This window comes from Nocardioides daejeonensis (assembly GCF_003194585.1).
In the GTDB taxonomy this organism is placed as follows: domain Bacteria; phylum Actinomycetota; class Actinomycetes; order Propionibacteriales; family Nocardioidaceae; genus Nocardioides; species Nocardioides daejeonensis.
Genome location: NZ_QHKZ01000004.1, coordinates 306,714 through 331,434, shown reverse-complemented (window position 1 = coordinate 331,434; position 24,721 = coordinate 306,714). Strand labels below are relative to the sequence as shown.

Here is a 24,721-nt window from a genome sequence, read left to right as displayed (position 1 = left end):
GATCATGGCAGCCACCCCCGGCACCCGACCGGCGGCACGACGAGCGCCGGTCAGCCGCCCGGCCGTACCAACCCGTGGTCGAAGGCCCAGACGATCGCCGCGGCCCGGTCGCGCACGTCCAGCTTGGTGAAGATGCGGCCGACATGACTCTTGACGGTCAGCTCGCTGATGAAGAGCGACTCGGCTATCTCGGCGTTGGTGCGTCCCCGGGCCATCGCGATCAGCACCTCGGCCTCGCGCCCGGTCAGGTCGACGCCGGCAGCCGGCGCCGGTTGCGGCGTACCGCGATAGCCGGCCAGGACCCGCCCGGTGACCGCCGGGTCCAGCCAGGACTCACCCTCGCCGACGGTGCGCACCGCCCGGATCAGGTCCTCCGCGGGAGAGTCCTTGAGCACGAAGCCCGCTGCCCCGGCGCGGAGCGCCCCAGAGAGGAGCGCGTCGTCGTCGAAGGTGGTGAGCACGAGGACCGGCGGACCGGCAGGCAGCGCCCGCACCCGGCGCGTCGCCTCGATGCCGTCGACCCGCTTCATGCGGAGGTCCATCACCACGACGTCCACGCCGCCCGCAGCAAGCGCCTCGGGGACCTCGTCGCCATCACCACACTCGCCGACGATCTCGAACCCGTCGCGGAGCCGCAGGATCCGGCGCAGCCCCGACCGGACCAGCTCCTGGTCGTCGACGAGGAGCACCCGCACCGCCGTGCTCACCTCCACCCCCTGCGTACGACGCAGCCCCGGTGGGGTGTGCCTCCGCCCCGGTGCGGCACCGTGAGGTCGACCAGCCAGCTCCCGTTGCTCGGCCCTGCCGTCAGCACTCCGCCGAGCTGCTCGGCGCGGGTACGCATCCCGCCCAGCCCCGAGCCCCGGCCGTCGGAGCGCCGCCGCTCGTCGAGGGGATTGCGCACGGAGAGCCGCGTCGATGCGCTCCGCGCGACCAGCTCCACCGTCACCGGCCGGCCTGCGGCGTGCTTGACGGCATTGGCCACCGACTCCTGCACGATGCGATAGACGCCCAGTCCGACCGTAGGTGGCAGCGACGCCAGGTCGCCCTCGCAGGTCAGGGCGATGTCGACCCCCGCCGTCCGGGCGTCGTCGATCAGCGACGGGATGTCGGCAGCGCCAGGCAGTGGGTGGCGCTGCTCCTCTCCCTCCGCAAGGAGGCCGACGGTACGCCGGATCTCGGCCATCGCCTGCCGGCCGATGCGTTCGGCGTCACCCAGCGCCTCGATCGCGTCGGCGACGTCGGGCTCGTCGTCGGCGAGGGCGCGGCGCGCACCCGTGACGTGCAGCATCGTGACGCTGAGTGAGTGGGCGACGAGGTCGTGCACCTCGCGGGCGATCCGTTGGCGCTCGGCGAGCACCGCACGCTCTCGGTCCTCCTCCCGGGCCGCGTGCTCGGCGACGAGCGCACGCATCTGCCAGCGCAGCATCGCGCCCACGAAGAACCCGAGCACCACCTCGAGACCGTAGAAGGCCGTCGCCATCTCCAGCGACAGCATGGCGACCAGGAGCACGAGCGCGATGCCGCCGGAGACAGCCCCTATCCGGAGACCGTCGGTGGCGGTGACCCCCGCGACGACGACGGCCAGCACGGCCGGGACCAGGTCGTAGGCGCCGGCGAGGCCGTCGGTGAGCAGCCAGGCGGCTCCGGCCCCGGTGAGTCCTAGAGTGACCCACCAGGGCACCCAGCGGTCCTGGCTGAACTGCAGCAGGTAGGGCAGGAGCACCAGCACCGGCGCCAGCAGCATCGGTCGCGGATCGGCGAGCAGGTCGCGCTGCAGCACACCGAGCGCCGCCGCTCCGGTGCTCAGGACCGCGCACGAGAGCGCGATCCACCACGGATAGATGAGGCCGCGCTGCACTCCACCCGACTCGATGCGATCGCGCAGCAGCAGCGCGACGCGAGGGGCGCGGACAGCCATGCCGACCAGCGTAGGACGCGGACCACCGCTCTTGCTTCCTACCGTGGTAGGAGTCGAAGTGCCTTCCGTGGGGCGATGCCCGGTGTCGACGTCGGGGCCTAGCGTCATCGACAACGACGCGGCCACCACCGGGAGACCGCGGGACCCGAGCCTGGGATCCAGGCCGAGCGAAGGAGACGCAGATGTCCTGGCACGAGACGCACCGTCGCTGGCAGCTGCTGCGCGAGGTCGAGGAGACCATCGCCCGCCACGACGACGGCCAGCTGCCCTGGCGCGAGGAGTACGCCTCGGTTTTCGGCGACCCAGACGGCCTCCGGACGGCCCTGGTGCACCGGATCCGCGTCGCCCGGCAGGCCCAGCTCGATCCCGACCTGAGCGAGGAGGAGCTGGTGGAGACCCATCGCGAGCTCGCCCAGCGGCACCGCGCGGTCCTGCGGGTGCTGCGCTCGTCCGCGCAGCCGAGCCTCGGGTCGACGGAGTCGCTCCGTGCGTCGGCCTGACGGGAGCTCCCGCAGCCGAGCGGCCTGGACCCGTTCCGCGCCTGCGCTCGTGACCCGCGACTGGGGTGTCTGGGCCGTCGACCACGGAGCCTCACGCGCTCTCCTCCGCCGGGCGGCCCGCGAGGGCGACCTGATCGCCGGCCTCCTCGTCGACGATGCGGTCGCTGCTGATCCGTTCCCGCGCCTGGAGGAGATCCGGACTCGCGGTCCCCTCCACCGTGGCCGCCTCATCACCGGAACGGTCGATCACGCGGTCGGCAACGCGGTGTTGCGCTCCGACGACTTCGGGGTGGCCGGCGGCCTGGGCCACTTGCCACCGGCCGCGCAACGGCTGGTGCTGCGCCTGATCGACGACGAATCCCCCGGGCCGATCGACCCGCCCTCGCTGCTCGCGCTGGACCCTCCCGATCACCACCGCATCCGACGCCTTGTCTCCCGGGCGTTCACCGCCCGCGCGGTGGCGCGCATGGAGGAGCGGGTCGTCGAGGTGGCCGATCGGCTCCTCGACGACCTCGAGCGCCGGGACGAGGCGACCATCGACCTGGTCGACGCCTACGCCTCGTGGCTCCCGGTCGCGGTGATCGCCGACCTGCTCGGGATCCCCGAGCGGGAGCACGCCCGCCTGCTCGAGCTCGGCAACCGCGCCGCCGTCCTGCTCGACCCAGGGCTGCCGTGGCCCGCCTACCGCAGCGCCCAGCGCGCGGTGCGCGACCTCCACTCCTGGTTCGAGGTGCATCTCGATCGCCTGGCCGCGGATCCAGGTGACGACCTGCTCTCGACGCTCGTCACCAGCGACGACGCCGAGCTGTTGAGTCGCGTAGAGCTGCGCTCGCTGGCCCTGCTCCTGCTCGGGGCCGGCTTCGAGACCACGGTCAACCTGATCGGCAACGCCGTGGTGCAGCTCGACGCCCACCCCGACCAGCGCGACATCGTCCTCGCCGATCCGGCGCGCTGGGCCAATGCGGTCGAAGAGGTGCTGCGCTACGACCCGCCTGTGCAGAGCACGCTCCGCCAGGCCTATGTCGACACCGAGGTAGGCGGCGAGCCTGTCGCGACCGGCCAGGGCGTCGTGGTCATCCTGGCCGGCGCCAACCGGGATCCCGCGGTCTTCACCGAGCCGCATCGCTTCGACGTCACCCGGGAGAACGCCGACCAGCACCTCTCGCTCTCGGCCGGGGTGCACTTCTGCCTGGGTGCCGGACTAGCACGGCTGGAGACCGGGGTCGCGCTCCGCAGCCTCTATGAGCGCTTCCCCGACCTGAGCCTGGCCGGACGTCCCGTACGCCGCAGCACCCGGATCCTGCGCGGTCACGAGCACCTGCCCGTCGCACTCCGGTCGCGCTCGTCCCAGGTGGTGATGCGCGGGCCGGTCATGCGCTGAGCAGGCGCCTCACTCCTTGACGAGGCTGGTGGTGCGTTCGAGCCGGGCCATCAGCCGCAGACCGTAGTCGACGGCGGCCTGGTCGGGCACGAGTCGGCCGCCGGTGCGCACCGCGAGCGCTACGGCGTCGTACGTCCGTTGCTCCGATCCTGACCAGGCGATGTCGAACCGGTCGCGCACGACGGCCGGCAGGCCACCGGTGATCAACAGGCGGACCAAGGGGGCGCCGGGCACGGAGGCGGCGCGGTTGAGACGCCGCGAGAAGCCGGCCACCTCGATCCGCTTCACCTTCATCGAGATGCGGGCCGCCTTGGTCCACTCCAGCTCGTCGCGGCAGATGCGTTCGAAGTCGGCTTCGAAGGACGCCAGATCCGGCTGCGCGGGCCGGTCGGAGAGGCCATAGCGGCGCCACCACTCCAACGACTCGGCGTAGTACCGCTCGCGCTCGGCGCCGGTCGGCGGACGCGGATGGAAACGGTCTGCAGCGGCGAGGAACGCCCAGACGAAGGTGGCGTGAGTCCACCAGTACACGTCGGGATCCAGCGCGTGGTAGCGCCGTCCGTGCGCGTCGAGGCCCTTGATGTCACGGTGGTAGTCGCGCACCCGGACCGCCCGCTCTCGACTGTCTGGCGCAACGATCGAGTTCACGATCCGGGGGATCGAGCGGTAGATCCGGTCGAACGGATCGCTGAAGAACTCCGAGTGGTCCAGCACCCCCGCACTCACCGCGGGGTGCATCAGCTGCAGCACTCCGGCGGAGAAGCCGGTGAAGCCGATACGGGGATCGGCAGCAAGCCTGCCGAGCACGGAGTCGGGGCCCAGCTCGACGCCGGAGTGTTCAACGGTCATGATCAGCGCCTCCCAGGACGGTCAGGAAGATCTCGGTGGTGTGATCGACGAGGTCGTCGCGAGAGAGCTCCACGGCTCCGGTGAGCACCGCTGTGACGAGCTCGACCGCACCCCCCACCAGAAGGATCGCGGTGGCTCGGCCGAGACGGCCGGCGGTGGCCGGTGCGACGACGGCGGCCTGACTGACCACGAGGTCCGCATAGTCGAGCAGCAACCGCTGCCGCGCGGCGGCCATCCGGGCGTGGCCCGCACCCAGAGCGACCACCGTCGCCTTGCGCGGGTCGTCCAGCACCAGGTCGAAGGCGGCCGCGTTGCAGGCGCGCACCCGATCCGCCAGCACCTCCCGCTCCGGGCGGTCGGGGGTGTCGGGCACCGAGCGGAGGCCGGCCAGGCCCGCGGCAGCGACCTCGGCGCCGACCTGCGCGCTGATCGCCTCGAGGAGATCGTCGATGCCGGGGAAGGACTCGTAGAAGTAGCGGGCGGTCAGCTCCGAGCGGTGGCAGACCGCGCGGACACCGATCCCGGTGAGCCCCTGCTCGGCCAGGACGTCGAGACCCGCCTCGATCAAGGCGGCGCGTCGCTCTGCGCGGCGTTCGGCAGCGGTGCGTCCACCATAGGAGCGCCCGTCGGCGTGCGCACTCTCGCTCATCCGCCACCTCCGTCCGATGCGGGCCCGACTATCGCGGGACCATGATTGACAACGAACGTTATCAAATCTAGGTTCGGCGGCACGTCGTGTTCAGGAGGTGCCCCGATGGCCCTGCTCGCCACCCGCGCCGCGACGGCGGCCGGTCTCGACCCGATCCCCGGGTCGCCCGGACTGCCGATCCTCGGTCGCACGCTCGACATGCTCAACGGTCGATGGATGACCGACGACAGCTTCTATCGCACCTACGGATCGGTCTACTTCAGCCGGGCCGTCGGACAGACCTTCGTCGTCGCCGCCGATCCCGATGCGGTCGCGGTCGTGCTCGCCAACAAGGAGAAGAGCTTCGCCAGCGGCCCCGGCTGGTCCTTCTTCATCGGCCCGTTCTTCGAACGCGGCCTGATGCTGCTCGACGGCGAAGAGCACCACCGGCACCGGCACATCATGCAGCAGGCGTTCGTGCGGCCCCGTTTGGAGAGCTATCTCGCCGGACTCCAGACCACCAGCGCCGAGGCGATCGCCGCCTGGCCGCGGGGAGAGATCAAGCTGAGCCCCGCCGTACGGAACCTGGGGTTGGAGATCGCCACCCGCACGTTCATGGGACTGCCTGCGGGCCTGGAGGCCCGGGAGGTGATGCAGGACTTCGAGGCGTGCGTGCGCGCCGGGACCTCCGTCGTACGGCGGCCGGTGCCGGGGTTGCGCTGGTCGCGGGGGCTGGCTGCGCGAGCCCGGCTGGAGGAGTACCTGCTCCCGGTGATCCGGGCGGCGCGCGACGCCGAAGGCGACACCCTCCTGCACGGCCTGTGCCAGGCGCGCGGCGAGGACGGCGAGCGGTTCGCCGAGCGGGACGTGCTGAACCACATGATCTTCCTGCTGATGGCCGCCCACGACACCTCGACGACGACCATCACGACGATGGCCTACCACCTGGCCAAGCACAGCGAGTGGCAGGAGCGCTGCCGGGAGGAGTCCCTGGCACTCGGCGACGCACCGACGCTGGCCGACCTCGACAGCCTCACCTCACTCGATCTGGTGATGAAGGAGTCGATGCGCATGATCTCGCCGGTGCCGGCGCTGGCGCGGCGGGCGATCCGCGACACCGAGCTGCTCGGCCGGTTCGTGCCCCGCGGGTCGCTGGTCACCGTGCCGATCCAGCACCTGCACATGCGCGAGGAGCTCTGGCCGGAGCCGGAGCGCTTCGACCCCGAGCGGTTCGCCGCCGATCGTCGCGAGGATCAGGTGCACCGCCACGCGTATCTCCCCTTCGGGGGCGGCGTGCACAAGTGCATCGGCATGTTCTTCGCCGGCATGGAGGTGAAGTCGGTCGTGCACCGGATGCTGCGCGAGTTCCGCTGGTCGGTCCCCGACGGCTACGTGATGCCCGTCGACCGCCTCTCCCTGCCGAAGCCCAAGGACGGTCTGCCGGTCCACCTGGCCCCGCTCTGACGGACGCACTGCGCCCAGACACCCCGCGAACCCGCGCGAAGTCGCACACGAACTGGCAGATTGTCCCCAGCCGACCTATCGAGGAGTCCCCATGAAGTCCCCCGCCGTCGCCCTCACCGGACACGTCGTCGCCGTCACCGGCGCCGCACGGGGCATCGGGTTCCAGATCGCCCGCCAACTGGTCTCCAAGGGCGCGAAGGTGGCGATCAGCGATGTCGACGCCGCCGCCCTCGATGCCGCGGCAGCAGAGCTCGGGTCGGTGCTCACGCATGTCCTCGACGTCACCGATCCAGCGGCGTTCGACAGCTTCCTCGACCAGGTCGAGGGCGACCTCGGCCCGCTCGACGCCTTCGTCAACAACGCCGGGATCATGCCGACCGGACCCCTGCTCGAAGAGAGCGACGCCACCACGCGGGCGGTCTTCGAAGTCAACGTGCTCGGCATGATGTGGGGTTCCAAGCGCGCCCTGGGCCGGATGGTCCCGCGCGGCCGGGGGCATCTGGTGAACCTCGCCTCCACGATGGGGATCGTCGCCGTGCCCGGCCTCTCCACCTACAACGCGAGCAAGGCCGCGATGGTGATGTACGGCGAGGCGATCGCCGCGGAGTTCGAGGCAACCGGCGTGCGGATCACCACCGTGCTCCCGAGCGCAGTCAACACCGAGCTCACCGCCGGCCTGGACACCCGGGCGGAGTTCACGGTGCTGGGCAAGAAGGTCGGCATCGAGTCGATGATCGAGCCCGAAGACGTGGCCTCGGCCGTGGTCATGGCGCTGGAGTCCGGGCGCTCGCACCCGCGCCTGGTCGTGCCGAAGTCGCTCGGCCGGGCCTTGCGCTCCCAGGACCTGATGCCGCTCCCGCTGAAGCGCCGTTTCGCGAAGATGGGCGGCATCAACGACCAGATCCTGACCCGCACCGACGAGAAGGCGCGCAAGGAGTACCTCAACCGGGTGACCCGCTGACGAAACCCTCACGCGTCGTCGTCCAGGGCGTGACTGACCAGCCACGCCTGCCACAGCACGAACACAGCCAGCAGCACCGCCCAGCCGCCGGACGCCATCACGCGGTCCAGCGCCGGCGGCCACACGACCACCGAATAGAGCGCCACCACGCCGAGCACCCACGGCACGTGGACGGCAGCGGCCAGCCGGGCGTGCGCGGTGGGGCGGGTGCGCACGCCGAGGGCGTCGAGCGGCTCGGCGGCGTACGCGCGGCGGAAGGTGCGTGGCGAGGTGTGGAGGGCGACCTCGGGGTGGGCGGCCCGGAGTTGCGCCGCCACTCGCGCGCGGCGTCGGGCGGTCCAGCGGGCCGGCAAGCAGAGCGCGACCACCTCGGCACGCTCCGCCCGCAACCCGTGCTCACCGAGCAGCACCCGGCCGTGTGCTCGCACCGCCGCCACGACCGTGGTGTCGTCGTCGCAGCGCGAGAGCGCGTCCGCCGCGTGGTGCCAGGCATAGAGCCCACAGCTGCACTCGGCCACCGGCGGTCGGTGCCCGGGGTGGCGGGCACACGCTGCCTCAGTGCCGGCCGGATCCCACGCCCGGGAGCCCGCGTGCAACGGCAGCAACCGGCCGGCGCTGTCGAGACGGAACTGCCGGAACCCCACCACGGTGCCCGCGATCAGCGGCTCGACCGCGCTCACGCCGGCACCCGATCGGGTCGGATCTCCACCGGCCCCGCCTCAGGCGCGGGAGCCGGTCCGGTGATGGGTGCGGTCGGTGACGATCCCGCGGCCCCCGCCCCCCGTCGTACGCCGTCACTCGTCGCGCGGGCCCGCAGCGGCTCCGCCCGGATCACCGCCTGGGTGCGTCCGATCCTCATCTCCACTCCTTCCGCATCCGGCCGCTCAGGCCGGCACCTTGTCGAGGAAGCCGCGCACGTCCTGGATGCGTTGCTCCGCGTCGAGCACGACGACGTCGAAGCCGATGACGACGGGCTCGGCGTCGGCAGGGCCGAGGCCCCACTGGAAGCGGAGCTGGCCGTGGTGGGCGTCGACGGCGCCGACCTGGCTGAAGACGAAGTCGGGGAACTGGCCCTGCACGGCGGCGATGGTGGCACCGACGGCGGCGCGGCCCGCCACCTCGGCGAGGGGATCCACATAGACGCACTCCGGCGCCCAGTACTGCTCGAGGAGCTCGTCGCGCGTCGCCGCGTCGGAGGCGTTCCAGGTGGCCAGGTAGCGGGTGACGATCTCGTTCATGGTGCTCTCCTTCGGATCGGACGGGATGGGTCGAGACGACCTTCGCCGGAGGCCGGGACCTGCGTCGATGACCTCCGAGGTCATGGCCCGGTGCGCGCTTGGCGCCCTACGCTCGATGCGTGACCCTGACGCCCCCGGCCCTCGTGGGCAGCGAGCTGCGCCGCTGGCGGGAGCTGCGCTCCCTGAGCCAGCTCGCGCTCTCGACCCGAGCCGACGTGAGCACCAGGCACCTCAGCTATGTGGAGAACGGTCGCTCCCGACCCACACCGGAGATGATCCTGCGACTCGCGGACGTGTTGGAGGTGCCGATGCGGGAGCAGAACCGTCTCCTGCTGGCCGCCGGCTTCGCGCCGCGGCACCCCCAGCGCGGCCTCGACGATGCCGACCTCTCGTCGGTGCTGGCCGGGCTGCGCGCCCTGCTCGACGCGCATGCGCCCTTTCCGGCGCTGCTGATGGACGACCATTGGGAGATCGTCGATGCCAACGAACCCATTCAGGCGTTGCTCGCCGGCTGCGACCCAGCGCTGCTGGAGCCGCCGGTCAACGTGATCCGGCTGGCGCTGCACCCGGGCGGCCTGGCGCCGCGGATCCGCAACCTGGCCACGTGGCGGGCACACCTGCTGCACCAGCTCGAGCAGCGCATCGGCCACTCCGGTGGCGACCCGCGGCTGGTCGCGCTGCGCGCGGAGGTCGACGCCTACCCCGGGGGCGACGAGCGCGCCGCCGGCCGTCCGGTGGACCCGGTGGTGTTGCTGGAGCTGGCCACCGACGACGCTCCGTTGCGGATGTTCAGCGTGGCGAGCCGGATCGAGGGTCCGGCAGACATCACCCTCGACGCCCTGCATCTGGAGACATTCCTTCCGGCCGACGACCACACCCGGCGCGTGCTCGGCGGCTGACCCGCCTCGAAGTGGCGCGCCGCCCGGAGGCGGCGATCCGGCGGCAGGAGCGATGAATCCGGCGCTCCCCGGAGGTCGACACTTCGACACCCGCTATCGAGGAGGCACCCATGCAGCGCATCGTCCCCAACCTGTGGTTCACCCATGAGGCGGCGCAAGCAGCCGCCTACTACACCGAGATCTTCGGCGGCACCGTGCTCACCACCTTCGGCGAGGGTCCGGCCGACCCGACAGGCGTCCGCCAGCCGCTCACGGTGGAGTTCGAGATCCTCGGCATGCGGTTCGTCGGGATCAACGGCGGGCCGGGCGCCGACGGCAAGCCGGTCTTCGTGCCCAACGAGGCGGTCTCCCTCGAGATCGACTTCGAGGAGCAGGACGAGCTGGAGCGCGTCTGGCACGCGCTGATCGCCGACGGCGGCGAGCCCAGCTACTGCGGCTGGCTCAAGGACAAGTGGGGCTTCTCCTGGCAGCTGGTCCCCGCGAACCTGATGGGGCTGATGACCGGTCCCGACACCGAGGGAGCCGCTCGCGCCATGCAGGCGATGCTCGACACCAAGCTGGTGCCGCTGGACGGCCCGGCGCTGCAGGCGGCGTACGACGGCGCCCCCTGAGCGACCCGCCGTACGCCGAGCAGCGCGGTGACCGCATCCCGTCGTCAGGGTGCGGCGGGGACGGGAGGCTCCGGCGGCAGCGACACCGGGCCGCCGGAGAGGCCGTTGACAGCGGGACTGATCTTCCGCTCCAGTCGTAGCGCGGAGAGGCCGAGCAGGCCACAGCCGACCAGGAGCGTGCCGATGAAGACCATGCCGAGGTCGTGGCGGAGCAGGAAGCCTGCGGAGAGCGGCGCCACCACCGCGCCGACCTGGAACGCACCGGCGGTGAGCGCGTTGTAGCGGCCGCGCAGGTGCGCCGGCGCCAGGTCGTTGGTGATCGCCGGGAGGGTCGGCTGCAGCATCGTCTCGCCCATCGCGAAGACCGCGTGGTAGCCCATCACCAGCACGACCGCGGCCGCCGTCCCCGCGACCGGAGCGGTGAACCCGAGCGCGAGCCAGGCCAGCGCCCAGAGGCCGGCCATCACCACCATCACCCGAGTGCGCCGATGGCCCTCCATCCGCCGCAGCACGAAGAACTGGAAACAGACGATCACCAGGGTGTTGAGCGCGAAGGCCCACCCGATGACCCGGGTCGAGACCTCCGAGACACCGCGGGCGTAGGCGGGGAACCCGCCCTCCATCTGCCCGTACCCGACGAACGCGAAGACCAGGGAGATCAGCACCAGATGCGCCACACCGGGCCGCCGCAGCAGGGCCCAGTAGTGCGTCGGCGCAGCCGCCGTCTCGTCCGTCGGCGCCTCCGAGCGGCCGTGCACCTCACGCAGCGGACCCATCATCAGCGCCACCGGGATGAGCATGCAGGCAGCGTCGACGAGGAAGATCGCGGTGAAGGTCTCCGGGCGGTCGACGTCGGCCCAGATGCCACCGACCACGCCGCCCAGACCGATGCCCAGGTTGATCAGCGCGAAGTTGATGCCGAAGTACTGCTGCCGTGTCGGCCCCTCGACGATCGAGGAGATCAGCACGTTGAACGCCGACCAGCCGCCGGCCTGGCAGATGCCGATGAAGGTGATGCCTACGATCACGATCGGCAACGTCTCGGCGAAGGCGAGCACACTCACTCCGATGCTCTGCGCGAGGCTGCCGATGATCACCATCCGCCGCGCACCCCAGTGGTCGGTCAGGTAGCCCGCCAGCGGTGTGAGCACCAGGGCGACCGCACCGATCAGGGCCATCAGGGCACCGGCCACGTCGAGGCTGAAGTCACGGACCTCGTGCAGATAGATGATCGTGAACGGGAGCGTCAGTCCGCGCCCGAGCACCTGGAAGACGGTGCTGCCGAGGAGCCACCGCCCGGGGGTGGGAAGCTGGTCCCAGAAGTTGCGCAGGGTGGCGGGGCTCGAACTCACCTCCGCATTCTCCGCGGCTCCTCGACCTGGGTCCAACCGAATTCTCGGAGTGGGTAGGTTTGTCCGGTGCGTCTCTTCGTCCTCCTCCTCGCCGCCATCCTGCTCGCCGGGTGCACGTCGACCGACGACGAGCCCCGAAGCAAGGAGCCGGTCGAGCGCGCCACGATGGTCCCGGACGCGCGCAAGCTGGCGGCCGCCGTGCCGGAGAACGAGTTGCATGCGGCTGCGCCGCAGGCCGAGTCCTCACTCGCCGACCTCTCCAAGGACACGGTGACGCTCCGGGCTGAGGTGCGCCAGGCCCGCGGCATCGATCTCTCCCACCACCAGGGGCCGGTCGACTGGGAGCGGGTCGCCGCGGACGGCATCGAGTTCGTCTGGCTCAAGGCGACGGAGGGCGCGACCTACACCGACCCGACGTACGCCGACCATCGCCGCCGCGCCGCCGAGGCCGGGCTCCAGGTGGGCGGCTACCACTACTTCTCGATCTGCGGTGACGGCGCGGCTCAGGCCGAGCGCTTCGTGCAGGTCGTGGGCGACCAGTCCGACGCCACCACCTGGCTGGCCCCGGCGCTGGACGTCGAGCTCGATCCGGCGTGCGAGCCGACCCGCGCCGAGCTCCTTGCGCGCTTGCGCGACTTCCTCCGGGTCGCCGAGGCAGGCACGGGACGCAAGCTCGTCGTCTACGCCTTCCCCGACCTTGAGCGCCGCTACCGGATCGCGACCGCGCTCGACCGCCCCCAGTGGGTACGCCGCCTCGGCAGCCGGGAGCCGCACGGCAACTGGCTGGTCTGGCAGAAGTCGCAGACCGCCCGCGTGGACGGCATCCAGCGCCCGGTGGACCTCAACCTCATGCGCCGCTGACCGGCAACGGTCAGACGGGCGGGTGCTCCGGTCCCTCCTGCTCCGGAGGCACCCAGTCGATCCCCTCGGCCCGACGGCGTCGCTCTGCTTCACGCATCCGCTGGGCCTCGCGGCGCCGCTCCTTGCGCTGCTCCTCGATCTCGGCGGCGATCTTGCGATCCAAGGGTGATTGACCGAAGTCGACCCCCACCGTTGCGAAGTCCTTGGTGCGCTGTGCCCGGGCCATGCCCCGGTAGGCGCGCTGGTCGGCCTCGGTCAGCTGCACCCAGTCGGTGAACGGCGTGAGCAGTGCACGCGGGTAGAGCCGCAGCGCCAGCACCACGTTCATCGCGATGCCGAGCACCGCGATGACCGAGCCGATATAGAGGAGACCGACGAGCCCGAGGACGAGGCCGAAGGTCTTGGTCATCTCCGAGGTGTGGACGAGCACCCGGGTCACGAAGACGGCACCGAAGTGCTGCAGCACCTGCCAGAGCACCGCGACGAAGAAGGCCCCCGGTGCGGCCTGGCGGACCCGGTGCCCCTTGGCGGTCGCCACCCGGAAGAGCAGCGTCAGCGCGGTGCCGATGAGCAGCACGTTGAGGCCGCGGAGCAACCAGGCGATCCGCACGTCCCCGGTCCACTGGCCGAGCAGGTCGGTGGAGCTGGCGATCGTCGTGACGATGCTGATCGTGGCGAGGGAGAGGCCGACGCCGAAGAGGAGCGCGATGCTCCGGAGCCGGAGCAGGATCGGGTTGGGCCGGGAGTTGCGCGGCACGTACCAGGCCACGTTCTGCGCGTTCTGCAGCGCCTGCCCGAGCCCCATCGCGCCGTACAGGGAAGCCAGGGAGCCGGTGATCACGCCGCCGGTCGAGCCCTTGAGGCCGCCGGGGCGACCGAGCTCGTCACCGACGATCGGGAACTGGCTCAACGCCGTGTCGAGGAGCTGCTCCTGGAGATGCGGTCGTCCTTCGAGGACGAAGCCCAAGATGGAGGAGGCCAGGAGCATCAGCGGGAAGATCGCGATGAAGGCGTAGTAGGTGATGATCGCGGCGAGATAGTTGCCCTGGTCGTCGAAGAACTTGTAGAAGACGGCAAGCGGCAATCCCAGCACCGGATGGCGGCGCTGGGCTCGATCGACCTTCGACACCGTGCCGCGGAACACACGCGCAGGCTATCCGGCGCCGGAGCCCAGGCACCGAATTCCGGCTGCCCGCGGGTGTCCGCCGCCACCCTCTCCGATGCCCGAGGACTGGTCCGATGCCCGGGCCCTCACGGAGGCATGGCAGCATGCTGGTCAAACTGACCGTGAAGAATCATCAGGAGAGGACAGATTCAATGGTCGATGTGGACTCGGTGCTGGACGAGGCAGGATTGTCCAACCCGAAGGTGCGCGAGTACGTGAAGCACTGGGCCGAGGTGACCGGTGCCGCACGCGTCGAGGTGGTCAGCGCTGCTGACGACGACCGACTCATCGCCGAGGCCCTTGAGGCTGGCGAGCTCCTTCCGGCAGGCGAGGGGCGTTACTACTCCCGCAGCTACCACAAGGACACCGCTCGCTCCGAGGAGCGGACCGTCGTTGCCACCAACGACGAGAAGGACAAGGGCGTCTACAACAACTGGAAGCCCGCCTCGGAGATGAAGCCGTTGCTGGAGGAGCGCATGCGTGGTGCCTCCGCCGGCAAGACGATGTATGTCATCCCCTACCTGATGTCTCCCGCCGGCAACGCGCTCGCCCCCTGGGCGGCCGGTGTCGAGCTCACGGACTCGCGGCCCGTCGTACTCCACATGATCCGCATGTCGCGGGTCGGCGCGCAGTACGTCAACGACCTTCAGGACCCGGACAGCTTCGTCCGCGCCGTGCACGTCACCGGCGACCTGGAGAATCTCGGCCAGGGCACCGACAACGACCAGCGCTGGTTCGTCACCGTCGCCGACGAGCGGACGATCCTGCACTACGGCTCGTCGTACGGCGGCAACGCGCTGCTCGGCAAGATCGCCCATGGTCTGCGCCAGGGCGCCTACGACGGCTGGGCGTCGAAGAAGTTCCTCGCCGAGCAGTACATGCTCATCGGCATCCACGACAAGGAGACCGGCAAGGACTACCACATCTGTGGTGGCTTCCCGTCCGCCTCCGGCAAGACCAACCTCGCGATGATGCTCGCCCCGGACGTGCTGGGTGACCGCTACCACGTGTCGTTCTACGGCGACGACATCGCGTGGCTGTGGGTCGACGGGGCCACCGGCAAGCTCTACGGCATGAACCCGGAGTACGGCGTCTTCGGCGTTGCGAAGGACACCAACGAGGCCACCAACCCGACCGCTCTCTCCTCGGTCGGCGAGGGCACCAAGGTGATCTTCACCAACGTCGCCTACAACCCGCAGACCGAGGAGGTCTGGTGGGAGGGCCGCACCCCCGAGGCACCTGCCGACGTCACCGGCTGGCTGGACTGGAAGGGCAACGCGATCGCGGACCGGACGCCGGAGCAGGCGAACGACCCGTGGGCGCACCCCAACAGCCGCTTCACCACGACCCTCGACAACGTCCCGAACGTCGCGAAGGACTACGACGCTCCGGCCGGCGTGCCGATCGACGCGATCATCTTCGGCGGTCGTACCCGTGACCGCGAGCCGCTGATCCGCGCGATCAACGACCTCGCCGAGGGTGTCTACGACGGCCTGACGCTGGGCGCCGAGGCGACCTTCGCCGCCGAGGGCAAGGAGGGCGTGCTCCGCTACGACCCGATGTCCAACCGCCCGTTCATGGCGTACGGCGAGGGCGACTACGCGCGGCACTACCTCGACATCGTCGGGGCCGCCAAGGAGCAGCCGATCTTCGCCCACGTCAACTGGTTCCAGCGCGACCCGGAGGACGGCCACTTCCTGTGGCCCGGATACCGGGACAACCTGCGCCCGCTGCTCTGGCTGCTGCAGCTCAAGAACGGCGAGGTCAAGGGCAACCAGACCCCCGTCGGCATCCTGCCGACCAAGGAGGAGCTGAACCTCGACGGCGTCGACATCTCCGAGGGCGACCTGGAGAAGATCCTCACCATCGACAAGGCGCGCTGGCAGCAGGAGATGGGCTACCGCGCCGAGCACCTCGAGCAGTTCCCGAACATGCCGGAGGAGATCTGGGAGGCACACCGTCGGGTGTCCGCCGACCTGGACGCCTACGAGGGCTGATCTGGTCTGACCGCAGTGGCCGCCTCCCGCAAGGGAGGCGGCCACTGCCGCATTTCCCGCCAACGCGGGCCTGCTCCGGTGGTCGTCAGCGCGCGCCGGAGTAGTACTTCTGCCCGGGCTTGGTCTTGCCGAGGAGTTGGGAGACCGTGACCAGGGTGTAGCCCTTCGCCTGCAGCGCCTTGACGACGCCCGGCACGGCGTCGACCGACGTGCGGTGGATGTCGTGCATCAAGATGATGCTGCCCCGCCGCGTCGACTTCTTGACCTCGGCGATGACGGGCTTGGCGGCCTTCCGCTTCCAGTCGAGGGTGTCGACGCTCCAGAGCACCTGGGCCAGGCCCAGCTCCCGGGCGATCCGCTGCACCCGCGCATCCGTCGCCCCGTAGGGCGGACGCACCAAGGTCGGCGCCCGGCCGGTGATGCGCCGGACCTCCCGAGCGGCGCTGCGCATCTCCTGACGGATCGCCGGCGGCTTGAGGGAGGTGAGCTGCTTGTGGTCCCAGGTGTGGATGCCGATCTCGTGCCCGGCACGGGCGGTCTTGGCCACCAGCTCCGGGTACGTCGCTGCCTGCTGGCCGAGCACGAAGAAGGTGGCCGGGACATCCAGCCGGCGCAGCGTGCGGAGCAGCCGAGTGGTGTCGGAGACGGGGCCGTCGTCGAAGGTCAGCGCCACACACTTCGCCTTGCGGCAGTTGACCTCGCGCGGCTCCGGGGGCGTCGACCCTGAGGCCTCGGGCTTGAGCGGGGTCTCGGTCTCCACCGGCTCCGGTGTCTCCTCCGGTGGCGCAGGAGTCACCAGTCCCTGCGACTCGTCGTCGGTGGCGAGACTGCTGGCGGCGGCGCTGGCGAGTCGGCCGAAGTCGGAGAGCACCAGCTCGGTGCGCGCGGTGTCGAGCGTGACCACGACCTCGCCGCTGGAGCCTGGGGCGACGGCGTACTCGTCGAAGCGGACCCGAAGCGCCCCGGTGGAGGTGAACTCCAGGTCGTCGAGCCCTTCCTCGGCCGCGCGCCGGATCCGGGAACGGTCGGCGTCCGGGTCCTCCACCGAGGCGGCCAGCGCGATGCCGAGCGCCTCGGGGTCCGCGATCAGCTCACGGTTGTCGAGCACACGCCCGGTCGCGGGATCGAACCACCAGGTGCGGCTGCTCTCCGCCCCGCTGGCGCCCGCGAACTCGTAGGTGTCGAGACGGACCGCCACCACCTGGTCGGACTGCGCGACCAGGCGCCAGCCGATGTTGAGCTCAGGCGCCGCCGTACCGCCGGGCTCGACCTCGGCGGTGAAGGCGTCGACCTGGCGGGTGACCTCGTCGGCCAGCTCCTGGTTGAGGGCGTCCGCGCCGGGCACGACCGGCCAGGTCGCGTGGTAGCGCGGCGCAAAGGAGGTGAGCGTCCGGGTCCGGATCTCCTGGCCGGCCGACGACTCGCCGGCCCCCTTGCTCTGCTGGGCCGACGGCGACGCGTCTGGTGCGCCGGAGTCGTCCGCGCCCCCGAAGTTGCAGCCGCTGAGCACCAGGACAGCGCACAGCAGCACGCTGAGGACGCGGCCACGGGACGGTACGGCGGTGGGCATGAAGCGAGAATCCCTCATGTGGGGTTGACGTTCGGGGAGGCACCGCGGTTGCCCCCACCGATGTGATCTATCCCGCGAGCAGCTCGGTCAGGCGCCGAGGGTCGCCAGCAGCGTCGCCCGGGCACGGCGGCCCTCGGGCGTCGGCAGCAGCGGGTGCACGTGCGGAGAGCCGACCTCCTCGTGCAGGACCGCCTGCCCACCCGCGGCCAGCACACGCTCGACCAACAGCCGGGTGTCGGGCGCGGTCAGGTCCCGGGAGCCGACATGGGCCTCGATCGGCGGCAGGTCGGCGAAGCTTCCGTGGATCGGGCTGATCCGCGGGTCGGTCAGCTCGAGCTCCGCAGCCCACACGTCCGCGACCGGGCGCAGCCCGGCGCGGGAGAGCCAGGGGTCGGTCGGCTCGACGGCGTCGAGCTCCGGATGGCTCATCGCCAGGTCGAGCCAGGGGGCGATCACGGTGAGCAGGTCCGGGATCGGACCGCCCGCGTCTCGTAGATGCTGACCCAGCAGCACGACGAGCCCACCGCCGGCGGAGTCGCCGGCCAACCGCAACGGACCTTCGGCAGCATCGGAGGCCGCCAGGCTGTCGACGACGGCCAGGCCGAGCGCGATCGCCTCCAGCGCGGTGTGCTGCGGAGCCAGGCCGTAGTGCGGCACATGCACCGGCCGACCGCTCACATCGGCGAGATCGGCGACCAGGTCCCAGTGCTGGCGAGCGATGGTGCTGACATAGCCGCCCCCGTGGAAGTACGCCGTGGCACCTGTCCGCCGTACGCCGCCGCGCGGCTCGACCCGATGCACCGGGAAGCCGGCGACCACCGACGAGGTGATCCGCCGCCCCCGCAGCACCGCACCCACCGGGGTGACCGGCCCCTTCGGCGCGGCGAGGAGCCGGGCTCCGGCCTCCGTGGTCGCGAACCGGCGCTTCTTGGTGCGTTGCAGGACGGCGCAGAGGGCGCGCGTGGCGAGGGTGGCAGACACGACTCGGATGGTACGGGCTGTGACGTCGCCCTCCGACAACACCGCACCAGGGCAGCCGCCAACTCGGCCCGCACCTCCCTAGACGTGCGTCCTACCGCCCAGTAGCCTCATCCAGCGTGAGCGGACCACATGACGCCGTGATCGTCGGCGCCGGCTTCGGGGGCATGGGCGCAGCGATCCAGTTGAAGCGACTCGGCCTCGACAACCTGCTGATCGTCGACCGGGAGTCCGACTTGGGCGGCACCTGGCACGTCAACCACTACCCGGGGCTGGCAGTCGACATCCCCTCGGCGACGTACTCTTACTCGTTCGAGCCCAATCCGCACTGGAGCCGGCTGTTCGCGCCCGGAGCCGAGCTGAAGAAGTACGCCGCACACGTCGCCGACAAGTACGACCTGCGGCGCAGCATGCGCTTCGACACCGCGGTGGAGAGCGCCCGCTGGGACCAGTCGGCACAGATGTGGGAGGTAACGCTGGCCGGCGGCGAGACCGTACGGACCCGCTACCTGCTCACTGCGACCGGCTTCCTCTCCCAGCCGAAGATGCCGGAGATCGCCGGCATCGACTCCTTCGGCGGAACGATCATCCACACTGCCGACTGGGACGACACCGTGCCGCTGCGGCGCAAGCGGGTCGCGGTCATCGGCACCGGAGCGACCGCCGTGCAGCTCATCCCCGAGCTGGCGAAGGAGGTCGGGCACCTCACCGTCTACCAGCGCACGCCGATCTGGGTGAGCCCCAAGATGGACTTCGGCGTGCCGACGCCGGTGCGCTCGCTCTTCGCCGGCGTACCGCTGACCCAGCGGGCGGCGCGCATGGTCGGCACCTCGATCCTCGAGGTGATGATGGTGAGCGGCGTGCTGCACTACAAGGAGGCGCCCGCCGTCAACCGGATCGCAGAGCGCTTCTGCCTCGCCCACCTGCACCGGCAGGTCAAGGATCCCGAGCTGCGGCGCAAGCTCACGCCCAGCTACTCCTTCGGCTGCAAGCGACCGACCTACTCCAACGACTACTTCCCTACCTTCACCCAGCCGCACGTGACGCTGGAGACGACCCCGATCGACCGCATCGACGAGACCGGGATCGTGACCGCGGACGGCGGTCGTACCGAGATCGACGTGCTCGTGACCGCGACCGGGTTCAATCTCTGGGACACCAACTTCCCTGCGATCCAGGTGATCGGCCGGGACGGCAAGGACCTCGGGGAGTTCTGGCGCCGGGAGCGCTTCCAGGCCTACGAGGGTGTCACCGTGCCGGGCTTCCCGAACTTCATCTCGCTCAACAGCCCCTGGTCCTACAGCGGCCTGAGCTACTTCACGACCATCGAGTGCCAGATGCGGCACATGGAGCGGCTCTTCATCGCGATGCGCAAGCGCGGCGCGACCTCCTTCGAGATCACCCCGGAGGCCAATGCCGCGTTCCTGGAGCGGATGACCGAGAAGGTCGGGCACTCCGTCTTCGCGCTGGGCGACTGCGCCGGCGCGAACAGCTACTACTTCAACCAGCATGGCGAGGCGACCCTGCTGCGACCCACCTCGACGCTCAACGCGCTGCGTGAGGCGGGACGCTTCCCGACCGACGACTACGCCTACGCATAGGGGCTCAGCCCCCGGCAGTGAGCGCGACGTCGACGCGGTCGCCCTCAGCGACGCCTTCGGCACGCTGCACCGCCACCTTGATGCCGAGCAGGTAGCCGCCGTCCTTCGGAAAGAGCGAGGTGGTGAACTCGGTCTCCCCGATCCGCGCCCGGACCGGGATCACACCCCATCCGTAGGTGAGTTCGGCCGCCACCTCGCGCAGATCGGCGGCGTCCTCCTCGGGCAGGGCGACGAACAGGTACGGCGCCGGCCCACGCCACTCGAACGCTTCCGCCGTGAACTCGAACTCCACGGCCCTCAGTCTGCCTCGGGCGCGCGAGCCTGCGGCAACGCCGCCGCGTGGCGTTGGAGCACCAGGTGGGTGATCAGACCAGCCACCAAGCCCCAGAAGGCAGCACCGATCCCCGCGACGGTGACGCCGCTGGCTGCGACGAGGAAGGTCACCACCGCCGCCTCGCGGCCCTCGCTCGCCGAGGTCGCGGCCGCCAGGCTCGCGCCGAGCGTCCCCAGCAGGGCGAGTCCGGCCACCGTCTCGATCAGGCCGGCAGGCGCCGAGGTGGCCAGGCTGGTCAGGGCCACTGAGAGCAGGGCCAGCAGCAGGTAGACCCAGGCAGCGGTCTCGGAGGCGATCCACCGCCGCTTCGGATCCGGGTCGGCCTCGGGGTTGGCAGCCAGGGCGGCCGTGATCGCCGCAAGGTTGATCGCGTGACCGCCCGCGACGGCGCCGCCCAAGGTGCCGAGTCCGGTGACGGTCATCGTCTCCCGCCACGGCACCCGGTAGCCGTAGCTCGCCATCACCGCGACGCCGGGCACGTTCTGCGAGGCCATCGTGACGACGTACAGGGGCAGGGCGATGCCGAGCACCGCGCCGACGCTGAGGCCGGGCACGGTGCCTTCCACCGTCGGCAGCCAGCCGCCCGCAATGCCGTCATGCTCGCCGGCCCAGAAGGCGATCACCGCCAGTGCGACGACGAAGGCCGTCGGGACTGCTGCCTTCGGAGCCAGCCTGAGAAGCACCAGCCAGGTCAGCACGACCGGCGTGACGAGGAGCGGCTCGTCGACGAGGGCCAGCACGGGGGCAAGGCAGAGCGGCACGAGTACGCCGGCCAGCATCGCCTGGGCGATCGGTGTCGGGATGGCTCCGATCAGGTCTCCCAGCCTGGGCCAGAGCGCGGTGAGCAGGATCAGCACGCCGACGACGAGGAACGCTCCCACTGCGGCGGGCCAACCGCCGTCCACCACGCCGGTGCCGGCCAAGAGGGCCGCGCCCGGCGTCGACCAGGCCAACGTCAGGGGGATGCGGTGGCGGCGTACCAGCCAGAGCATCCCCAGCGCCTGGGTCACGCAGAGCACAGCCAGTCCGCTGGCCGCCTGCGCCGGAGTCGCGCCGACGGCGGTCAGTCCGGCAAGCACCACCGCGAAGGAGCTGGTGAAGCCGACCAGGGCGGTGAGGATGCCGGCGACGACGGGCTGGCTGCGGCTGCTCTGCACAGGGGCACCGTAGTCCGCGGGCACGGATGGGAGACTGAGGCATGACCAGGAGGCAGGGCATCTGGCTGGCCTACGGCGGCAGCGGAGCGCTGTGGATCGGTGGCGCGACGTTCGGCATGCAGCTGGGCTGGCCGTTGGTGGCGATCGCGATCGTCTACGTGATCCTCGGCTGCTCGTTCCTGGCGCACGCCGACCGGGTGGGGCCGACGCTGTACGGGCTCTGGCTGGCTGCCGCGCTGGTGTGGATCGGACTGCTCTGGATGCCGGGGACCACGCCTTCCTGGGCCGGCCTTGCGATCGGACCAGTGATCGGCACCCTGACCTTCGGTCTGTGGGCCGGGACGGCGGCGCTGCTGCGCACGCTGATCGGTCAGCGCGCGCCGGCCTAGTTCAGCGGAGCGCCGACGGATCTCAGTGGTCGCGCGCGACGGCGTACACCGCAAGGCGGATGCCGTTGCTGTAGGAGGTCTGCTCCACCAGGTCCAGCTTCTGCTTGGCGCCGTCCGCGAAGAGCCGCTTCCCGGAGCCGAGGACGATCGGGAACTCCAGCAGGTGGTAGCGGTCGACCAGGCCGGCTGCAGCCAGGCCCTGGGCGAGCGTGGCACTGCCGTGGACGTGGATCTCCCCGCCGTCGGTCTCCTTCAGCGCAGCCACCTCGTCGAGGCTGCGCAGCACGTGGGTGTTGTTCCACTCCGAGCCGGCGAGCGTCGACGAGACGACGTACTTCGGCATCGCGTTGTAGGTCGCGAACTCCTCCATCGACGGCCATACCGGCGCGAACTCGTCGTGGCTGACCCGGCCGAAGAGGAGCGCGGTGGCTGCCTCCATCTCACGACCCTTGAGTTCGTAGGCCTCCTCGACGAACGGCACATCCTGGAACGTCCAGCCGGCATGCGGGTGGTCGCCGCCGCCGGGCGAGTCGATGACGCCGTCGACGGTGATGAACTCGGTGACGATGATCGGGCGCATGGTTGCCTCTCGTTCGTAGGTGATCCCCGTGTGCTGGATGGACCAGCGGCCGGCGCCGGACTCATCGGTCGCCGGCAGCCGGTCCGCTCCTCCTACTCCAGCATCGCCCGCATTTCATCGATCTCACGTTGCTGGCCATCGACGATCGCCTGGGCGAGCTCACGGGCAGGCCCGAACCTTCCGCCATCAACCTCGGCCTGCGCCATGGCGACCGCACCCTCGTGGTGCTCGATCATCATCGTGATCCAGAGCTCTTCGAACTCCGCGTCGGAGGCATTGCCGAGCGCCTGCATCTGCTCTGCCGTCATCATTCCGGGCATCTCAGCCATCTCATGGTCCATGCCCTCCATGCCAGCGCCAGGCTCCGAGCCATGGCCGGAGTTGACGTGATCGCGCATCGTGGCCGGCACCTCCTCACCCCAGGCGGTCAGCCAGGTGGTCATGGTCTCGATCTCCGGCGCCTGCGCGGCTTGGATCCCCTCCACGAGCTCGCCGAAGGCATCGTCGATGTCGCGACCTCGGGTCAGGTCGACCATGGAGAGCGCCTGAGCATGGTGCTGGATCATGTCGGTGGCGAAGTCCACATCCGCCTGGTTGGGCTCGGCGCTGTTGCGCGGCGCATCGGACGGCTCGTCATCCGCACCGCATGCCGCAGCGGGTACGAGGACCGCCAGGATGCCGACCGCCGCCAGGGCGCGTCGGATATTTCGTTTCTGCATGCTGCTTCTCCTCAGTAGGCGTGGTGGTCGTCTGCGTGAGCCGGCCGCTCAGCAGCGGATCACCGAGAAGCGCCAGACAGCCGGAGGGCCCGCGGCGAGGAGGTACGTCGCCAGTCGACGTCCCCTACGGCCCTCCCGTGGGAGCAACACCCACCATCGCCTGATCCGCCGGCGAAACGCGAGAGCCGCGAAGAACAAGACCGCCACGCAGAGCGCCGCCAGGCACGCGTTCGCCAGCCCCTGATCGCCGTGCCGCTGGGGCGCCTCGGGCCGGGCCGAAGACGCGACCCCGGAATCATGCTGCGTCGACCACGGCGAGGCGGTCAGGTGGTGACCAGCGGCACTCGGCCCGGCGCCGGGAGCGCCAGAGAGCGCATGCATGCCGAACAGGCCGGCCAGAAGCGCCACGATGACGAGGCCGTACCGCCAGATCGGCCGCGTCGACCTCATGGGTGAAGAGCCTGGATCACTGCACCGTGCCTCGGCGAGTCGGACCGATCGTCCGACTCCAGCTCGGCCGCGATCGAGACGGTCAAGCCGCCCAGCATGAAGCCGATCAGAGCCGCGGCGAGGACATTCGTGTTCATCGCAGCCTCCTCAGTGGTGCTCGTGGTGGTGGTCCGCCTGCTGCGCTCCGCCACCGGTCCGGTGATCGTGACCGGCCTGCTCGTGGCTCGCGCGGCCCTGGTCCTCGTGGTGCTGGTCCTCGTGGTGCTGGTCCTCGTGGCGCTGGTCCTCGTGGAGTCGGTGCGTGAGCGCATGGCCTCTGCCCCGGTCGATGAGGTAGCGGTTGACCGGGAAGGCGGCGGCGAAGGCGGTGGTCAGGGCCAGCATCATGCTCAGCCAGAAGACCGGATTGACCAGACCCGCATCCATCGCGCCGGGGATCACCGCCATCACCACGTTGTCGACCACCTCCATCGCGAGGATGGAGAGTGTGTCGGCGGCGAAGACCACGCTCAGGGCGGCGCCGAAACCGACGCCGACCCGCAGCAGTGGCAGGGTGGAGAGTCCGTAGCCGAAGAGGAAGGCGAGTCCGACCGCCAACGGGATGGTTTGAGCATTGCTCCACCCCAGCGCCGTACCGACCATCAGGCCGAGGATCTCCCCGATAGCGCAGCCAGTCAGGCAGTGCAGCGTCGCGCTGGCAGCCATCCGGTTCCGTGGGTTCACGGCGTCCTCCTCGGTCCAGTCAAAGACCAAGGTACCCCTAGGGGGTATCTAGGGCAAGCGTCAGCCGCGCAGGCCGATCGGGTTCCCGCTCGGGTCGGCGAGCACACAGATGCGGACGCCGGGAGCGACCTCCTTCGGGGCGACCTTCTCCGTGGCCCCCGCGGCAAGCAGTCGCTCCCGAGCGGCATCGAAGTCGGCGACGTCCGCGTGCAGCACCGGCGCGCCGACGCCGTTGTCGGGCGTGAGCGCGAGCTCGAACCCGTCGACGTTGTAGCCGACGTAGTACGGCGTGTCGGTGTGCGGCTCGCCGGCCAGGGCGCCGTACACCTTCTTGGCAGCCTCCACGTCGGCCACGGGGATCACCATGCTCTGGAACATCTGCTTCTCCTTCTG

The 24,721-nt window shown here is 70.5% G+C and carries 29 protein-coding genes; 10 read left to right on the top strand and 19 right to left on the bottom strand.

Going from position 1 to position 24,721, the window contains the following annotated elements; translation table 11 throughout:
* Window positions 1-50: 50 nt before the first annotated feature.
* Entirely contained in the window at window positions 51-707 is a 657-nt protein-coding gene (locus DNK54_RS12740; RefSeq protein ID WP_110207517.1) for a response regulator transcription factor, read from the bottom strand.
* A complete protein-coding gene (locus DNK54_RS12735; protein ID WP_162602442.1) occupies window positions 704-1,921 on the bottom strand; it encodes a sensor histidine kinase in 1,218 nt (405 codons plus the stop codon). Before DNK54_RS12735 ends, DNK54_RS12740 begins: the two co-directional genes overlap by 4 nt.
* 182 nt (window positions 1,922-2,103) lie before the next feature.
* Between DNK54_RS12735 and DNK54_RS12730 the strand changes: the two genes are divergently transcribed.
* Complete coding sequence (locus DNK54_RS12730) at window positions 2,104-2,421, top strand: hypothetical protein (RefSeq protein WP_110207338.1); 318 nt, start codon at window positions 2,104-2,106, stop codon at window positions 2,419-2,421.
* Window positions 2,408-3,802, top strand: a complete 1,395-nt coding sequence (locus DNK54_RS12725) for a cytochrome P450 (RefSeq protein WP_204164575.1) — start codon at window positions 2,408-2,410, stop codon at window positions 3,800-3,802. The genes DNK54_RS12730 and DNK54_RS12725 overlap by 14 nt, the downstream gene beginning before the upstream one ends.
* A 9-nt stretch (window positions 3,803-3,811) precedes the next feature.
* On the opposite strand, the gene DNK54_RS12720 is transcribed toward DNK54_RS12725, so the two are convergent.
* Together DNK54_RS12720 and DNK54_RS12715 are read right to left on the bottom strand one after the other, a co-directional pair.
* On the bottom strand, window positions 3,812-4,651 hold the full coding sequence (locus DNK54_RS12720; RefSeq protein WP_110207336.1) for an oxygenase MpaB family protein: 840 nt from the start codon (window positions 4,649-4,651) through the stop codon (window positions 3,812-3,814).
* Window positions 4,641-5,300, bottom strand: coding sequence for a TetR/AcrR family transcriptional regulator (locus tag DNK54_RS12715; protein WP_110207335.1), 660 nt, complete (start codon window positions 5,298-5,300; stop codon window positions 4,641-4,643). Before DNK54_RS12715 ends, DNK54_RS12720 begins: the two co-directional genes overlap by 11 nt.
* Window positions 5,301-5,405: 105 nt before the next feature.
* On the opposite strand from DNK54_RS12715, the gene DNK54_RS12710 reads away from it, so the two are divergent.
* Both DNK54_RS12710 and DNK54_RS12705 read left to right on the top strand, forming a co-directional pair.
* Window positions 5,406-6,743 carry a cytochrome P450 gene (locus DNK54_RS12710; RefSeq protein WP_110207334.1) on the top strand — a complete coding sequence of 446 codons (1,338 nt, stop codon included), beginning with the start codon at window positions 5,406-5,408 and terminating at the stop codon, window positions 6,741-6,743.
* Between the two features lie 91 nt (window positions 6,744-6,834).
* A complete protein-coding gene (locus tag DNK54_RS12705) occupies window positions 6,835-7,704 on the top strand; it encodes an SDR family NAD(P)-dependent oxidoreductase (RefSeq protein ID WP_110207333.1) in 870 nt (289 codons plus the stop codon).
* 8 nt (window positions 7,705-7,712) lie between these two features.
* On the opposite strand, the gene DNK54_RS12700 is transcribed toward DNK54_RS12705, so the two are convergent.
* Genes DNK54_RS12700 through DNK54_RS12695 form a run of 3 tightly spaced genes read right to left on the bottom strand, consistent with a single transcriptional unit; the run spans window position 7,713 to window position 8,942 of the window.
* Window positions 7,713-8,384, bottom strand: a complete 672-nt coding sequence (locus DNK54_RS12700) for a hypothetical protein (RefSeq protein WP_110207332.1) — start codon at window positions 8,382-8,384, stop codon at window positions 7,713-7,715.
* On the bottom strand, window positions 8,381-8,563 hold the full coding sequence (locus DNK54_RS21150) for a hypothetical protein (RefSeq protein WP_162602441.1): 183 nt from the start codon (window positions 8,561-8,563) through the stop codon (window positions 8,381-8,383). Before DNK54_RS21150 ends, DNK54_RS12700 begins: the two co-directional genes overlap by 4 nt.
* A 25-nt stretch (window positions 8,564-8,588) precedes the next feature.
* Window positions 8,589-8,942 (bottom strand): nuclear transport factor 2 family protein, encoded by a 354-nt coding sequence (locus tag DNK54_RS12695; protein WP_110207331.1) that lies wholly within the window; start codon window positions 8,940-8,942, stop codon window positions 8,589-8,591.
* Between the two features lie 119 nt (window positions 8,943-9,061).
* Here DNK54_RS12695 and DNK54_RS12690 point away from each other — a divergent pair, with 119 nt between their 5' ends.
* Entirely contained in the window at window positions 9,062-9,841 is a 780-nt protein-coding gene (locus DNK54_RS12690; RefSeq protein WP_239460067.1) for a helix-turn-helix domain-containing protein, read from the top strand.
* 110 nt (window positions 9,842-9,951) lie between these two features.
* A complete protein-coding gene (locus DNK54_RS12685; RefSeq protein ID WP_110207330.1) occupies window positions 9,952-10,452 on the top strand; it encodes a VOC family protein in 501 nt (166 codons plus the stop codon).
* A gap of 44 nt (window positions 10,453-10,496) precedes the next feature.
* Here DNK54_RS12685 and DNK54_RS12680 read toward each other — a convergent pair whose 3' ends face one another.
* On the bottom strand, window positions 10,497-11,804 hold the full coding sequence (locus tag DNK54_RS12680) for an MFS transporter (protein WP_204164573.1): 1,308 nt from the start codon (window positions 11,802-11,804) through the stop codon (window positions 10,497-10,499).
* Between the two features lie 66 nt (window positions 11,805-11,870).
* On the opposite strand from DNK54_RS12680, the gene DNK54_RS12675 reads away from it, so the two are divergent.
* Entirely contained in the window at window positions 11,871-12,665 is a 795-nt protein-coding gene (locus tag DNK54_RS12675) for a glycoside hydrolase family 25 protein (protein ID WP_204164572.1), read from the top strand.
* Between the two features lie 10 nt (window positions 12,666-12,675).
* On the opposite strand, the gene DNK54_RS12670 is transcribed toward DNK54_RS12675, so the two are convergent.
* Entirely contained in the window at window positions 12,676-13,809 is a 1,134-nt protein-coding gene (locus DNK54_RS12670; RefSeq protein WP_239460066.1) for a YihY/virulence factor BrkB family protein, read from the bottom strand.
* 173 nt (window positions 13,810-13,982) lie between these two features.
* Between DNK54_RS12670 and DNK54_RS12665 the strand changes: the two genes are divergently transcribed.
* Window positions 13,983-15,827, top strand: coding sequence for a phosphoenolpyruvate carboxykinase (GTP) (locus DNK54_RS12665; protein WP_110207327.1), 1,845 nt, complete (start codon window positions 13,983-13,985; stop codon window positions 15,825-15,827).
* An 85-nt stretch (window positions 15,828-15,912) separates the two neighbouring features.
* Here the strand turns inward: DNK54_RS12665 and DNK54_RS12660 are convergent, their stop codons facing one another.
* Both DNK54_RS12660 and DNK54_RS12655 read right to left on the bottom strand, forming a co-directional pair.
* Window positions 15,913-17,397: a polysaccharide deacetylase family protein gene (locus tag DNK54_RS12660; protein WP_110207326.1), complete on the bottom strand. Its 1,485-nt coding sequence runs from the start codon at window positions 17,395-17,397 to the stop codon at window positions 15,913-15,915.
* A gap of 87 nt (window positions 17,398-17,484) precedes the next feature.
* The gene (locus DNK54_RS12655) at window positions 17,485-18,378 is read right to left on the bottom strand and encodes an alpha/beta hydrolase fold domain-containing protein (RefSeq protein WP_204164571.1); all 894 of its coding nucleotides are present in this window, start codon (window positions 18,376-18,378) and stop codon (window positions 17,485-17,487) included.
* 116 nt (window positions 18,379-18,494) lie between these two features.
* Between DNK54_RS12655 and DNK54_RS12650 the strand changes: the two genes are divergently transcribed.
* A complete protein-coding gene (locus DNK54_RS12650; RefSeq protein WP_110207325.1) occupies window positions 18,495-19,976 on the top strand; it encodes a flavin-containing monooxygenase in 1,482 nt (493 codons plus the stop codon).
* A 4-nt stretch (window positions 19,977-19,980) separates the two neighbouring features.
* Here the strand turns inward: DNK54_RS12650 and DNK54_RS12645 are convergent, their stop codons facing one another.
* Together DNK54_RS12645 and DNK54_RS12640 are read right to left on the bottom strand one after the other, a co-directional pair.
* Window positions 19,981-20,268: a DUF1905 domain-containing protein gene (locus DNK54_RS12645; protein ID WP_110207324.1), complete on the bottom strand. Its 288-nt coding sequence runs from the start codon at window positions 20,266-20,268 to the stop codon at window positions 19,981-19,983.
* 5 nt (window positions 20,269-20,273) lie between these two features.
* A complete protein-coding gene (locus DNK54_RS12640) occupies window positions 20,274-21,491 on the bottom strand; it encodes a benzoate/H(+) symporter BenE family transporter (RefSeq protein ID WP_110207323.1) in 1,218 nt (405 codons plus the stop codon).
* 17 nt (window positions 21,492-21,508) lie between these two features.
* Here DNK54_RS12640 and DNK54_RS12635 point away from each other — a divergent pair, with 17 nt between their 5' ends.
* Entirely contained in the window at window positions 21,509-21,856 is a 348-nt protein-coding gene (locus tag DNK54_RS12635; RefSeq protein ID WP_110207322.1) for a hypothetical protein, read from the top strand.
* A gap of 22 nt (window positions 21,857-21,878) precedes the next feature.
* Here DNK54_RS12635 and DNK54_RS12630 read toward each other — a convergent pair whose 3' ends face one another.
* The 6 genes from DNK54_RS12630 to DNK54_RS12610 all read right to left on the bottom strand — a co-directional run bounded on the left by DNK54_RS12630 (window position 21,879) and on the right by DNK54_RS12610 (window position 24,706).
* Complete coding sequence (locus DNK54_RS12630) at window positions 21,879-22,436, bottom strand: dihydrofolate reductase family protein (protein WP_110207321.1); 558 nt, start codon at window positions 22,434-22,436, stop codon at window positions 21,879-21,881.
* 92 nt (window positions 22,437-22,528) lie between these two features.
* The gene (locus DNK54_RS12625) at window positions 22,529-23,155 is read right to left on the bottom strand and encodes a DUF305 domain-containing protein (protein WP_110207320.1); all 627 of its coding nucleotides are present in this window, start codon (window positions 23,153-23,155) and stop codon (window positions 22,529-22,531) included.
* Between the two features lie 48 nt (window positions 23,156-23,203).
* Window positions 23,204-23,605 carry a DUF6153 family protein gene (locus DNK54_RS12620; protein WP_110207319.1) on the bottom strand — a complete coding sequence of 134 codons (402 nt, stop codon included), beginning with the start codon at window positions 23,603-23,605 and terminating at the stop codon, window positions 23,204-23,206.
* Window positions 23,602-23,742 carry a hypothetical protein gene (locus tag DNK54_RS21145; RefSeq protein ID WP_162602439.1) on the bottom strand — a complete coding sequence of 47 codons (141 nt, stop codon included), beginning with the start codon at window positions 23,740-23,742 and terminating at the stop codon, window positions 23,602-23,604. Before DNK54_RS21145 ends, DNK54_RS12620 begins: the two co-directional genes overlap by 4 nt.
* Before the next feature lie 10 nt (window positions 23,743-23,752).
* Window positions 23,753-24,328, bottom strand: coding sequence for a DUF4396 domain-containing protein (locus tag DNK54_RS12615; RefSeq protein ID WP_239460065.1), 576 nt, complete (start codon window positions 24,326-24,328; stop codon window positions 23,753-23,755).
* Window positions 24,329-24,388: 60 nt separating this feature from the next.
* The gene (locus DNK54_RS12610) at window positions 24,389-24,706 is read right to left on the bottom strand and encodes a VOC family protein (RefSeq protein WP_110207318.1); all 318 of its coding nucleotides are present in this window, start codon (window positions 24,704-24,706) and stop codon (window positions 24,389-24,391) included.
* Window positions 24,707-24,721 lie beyond the last annotated feature (15 nt).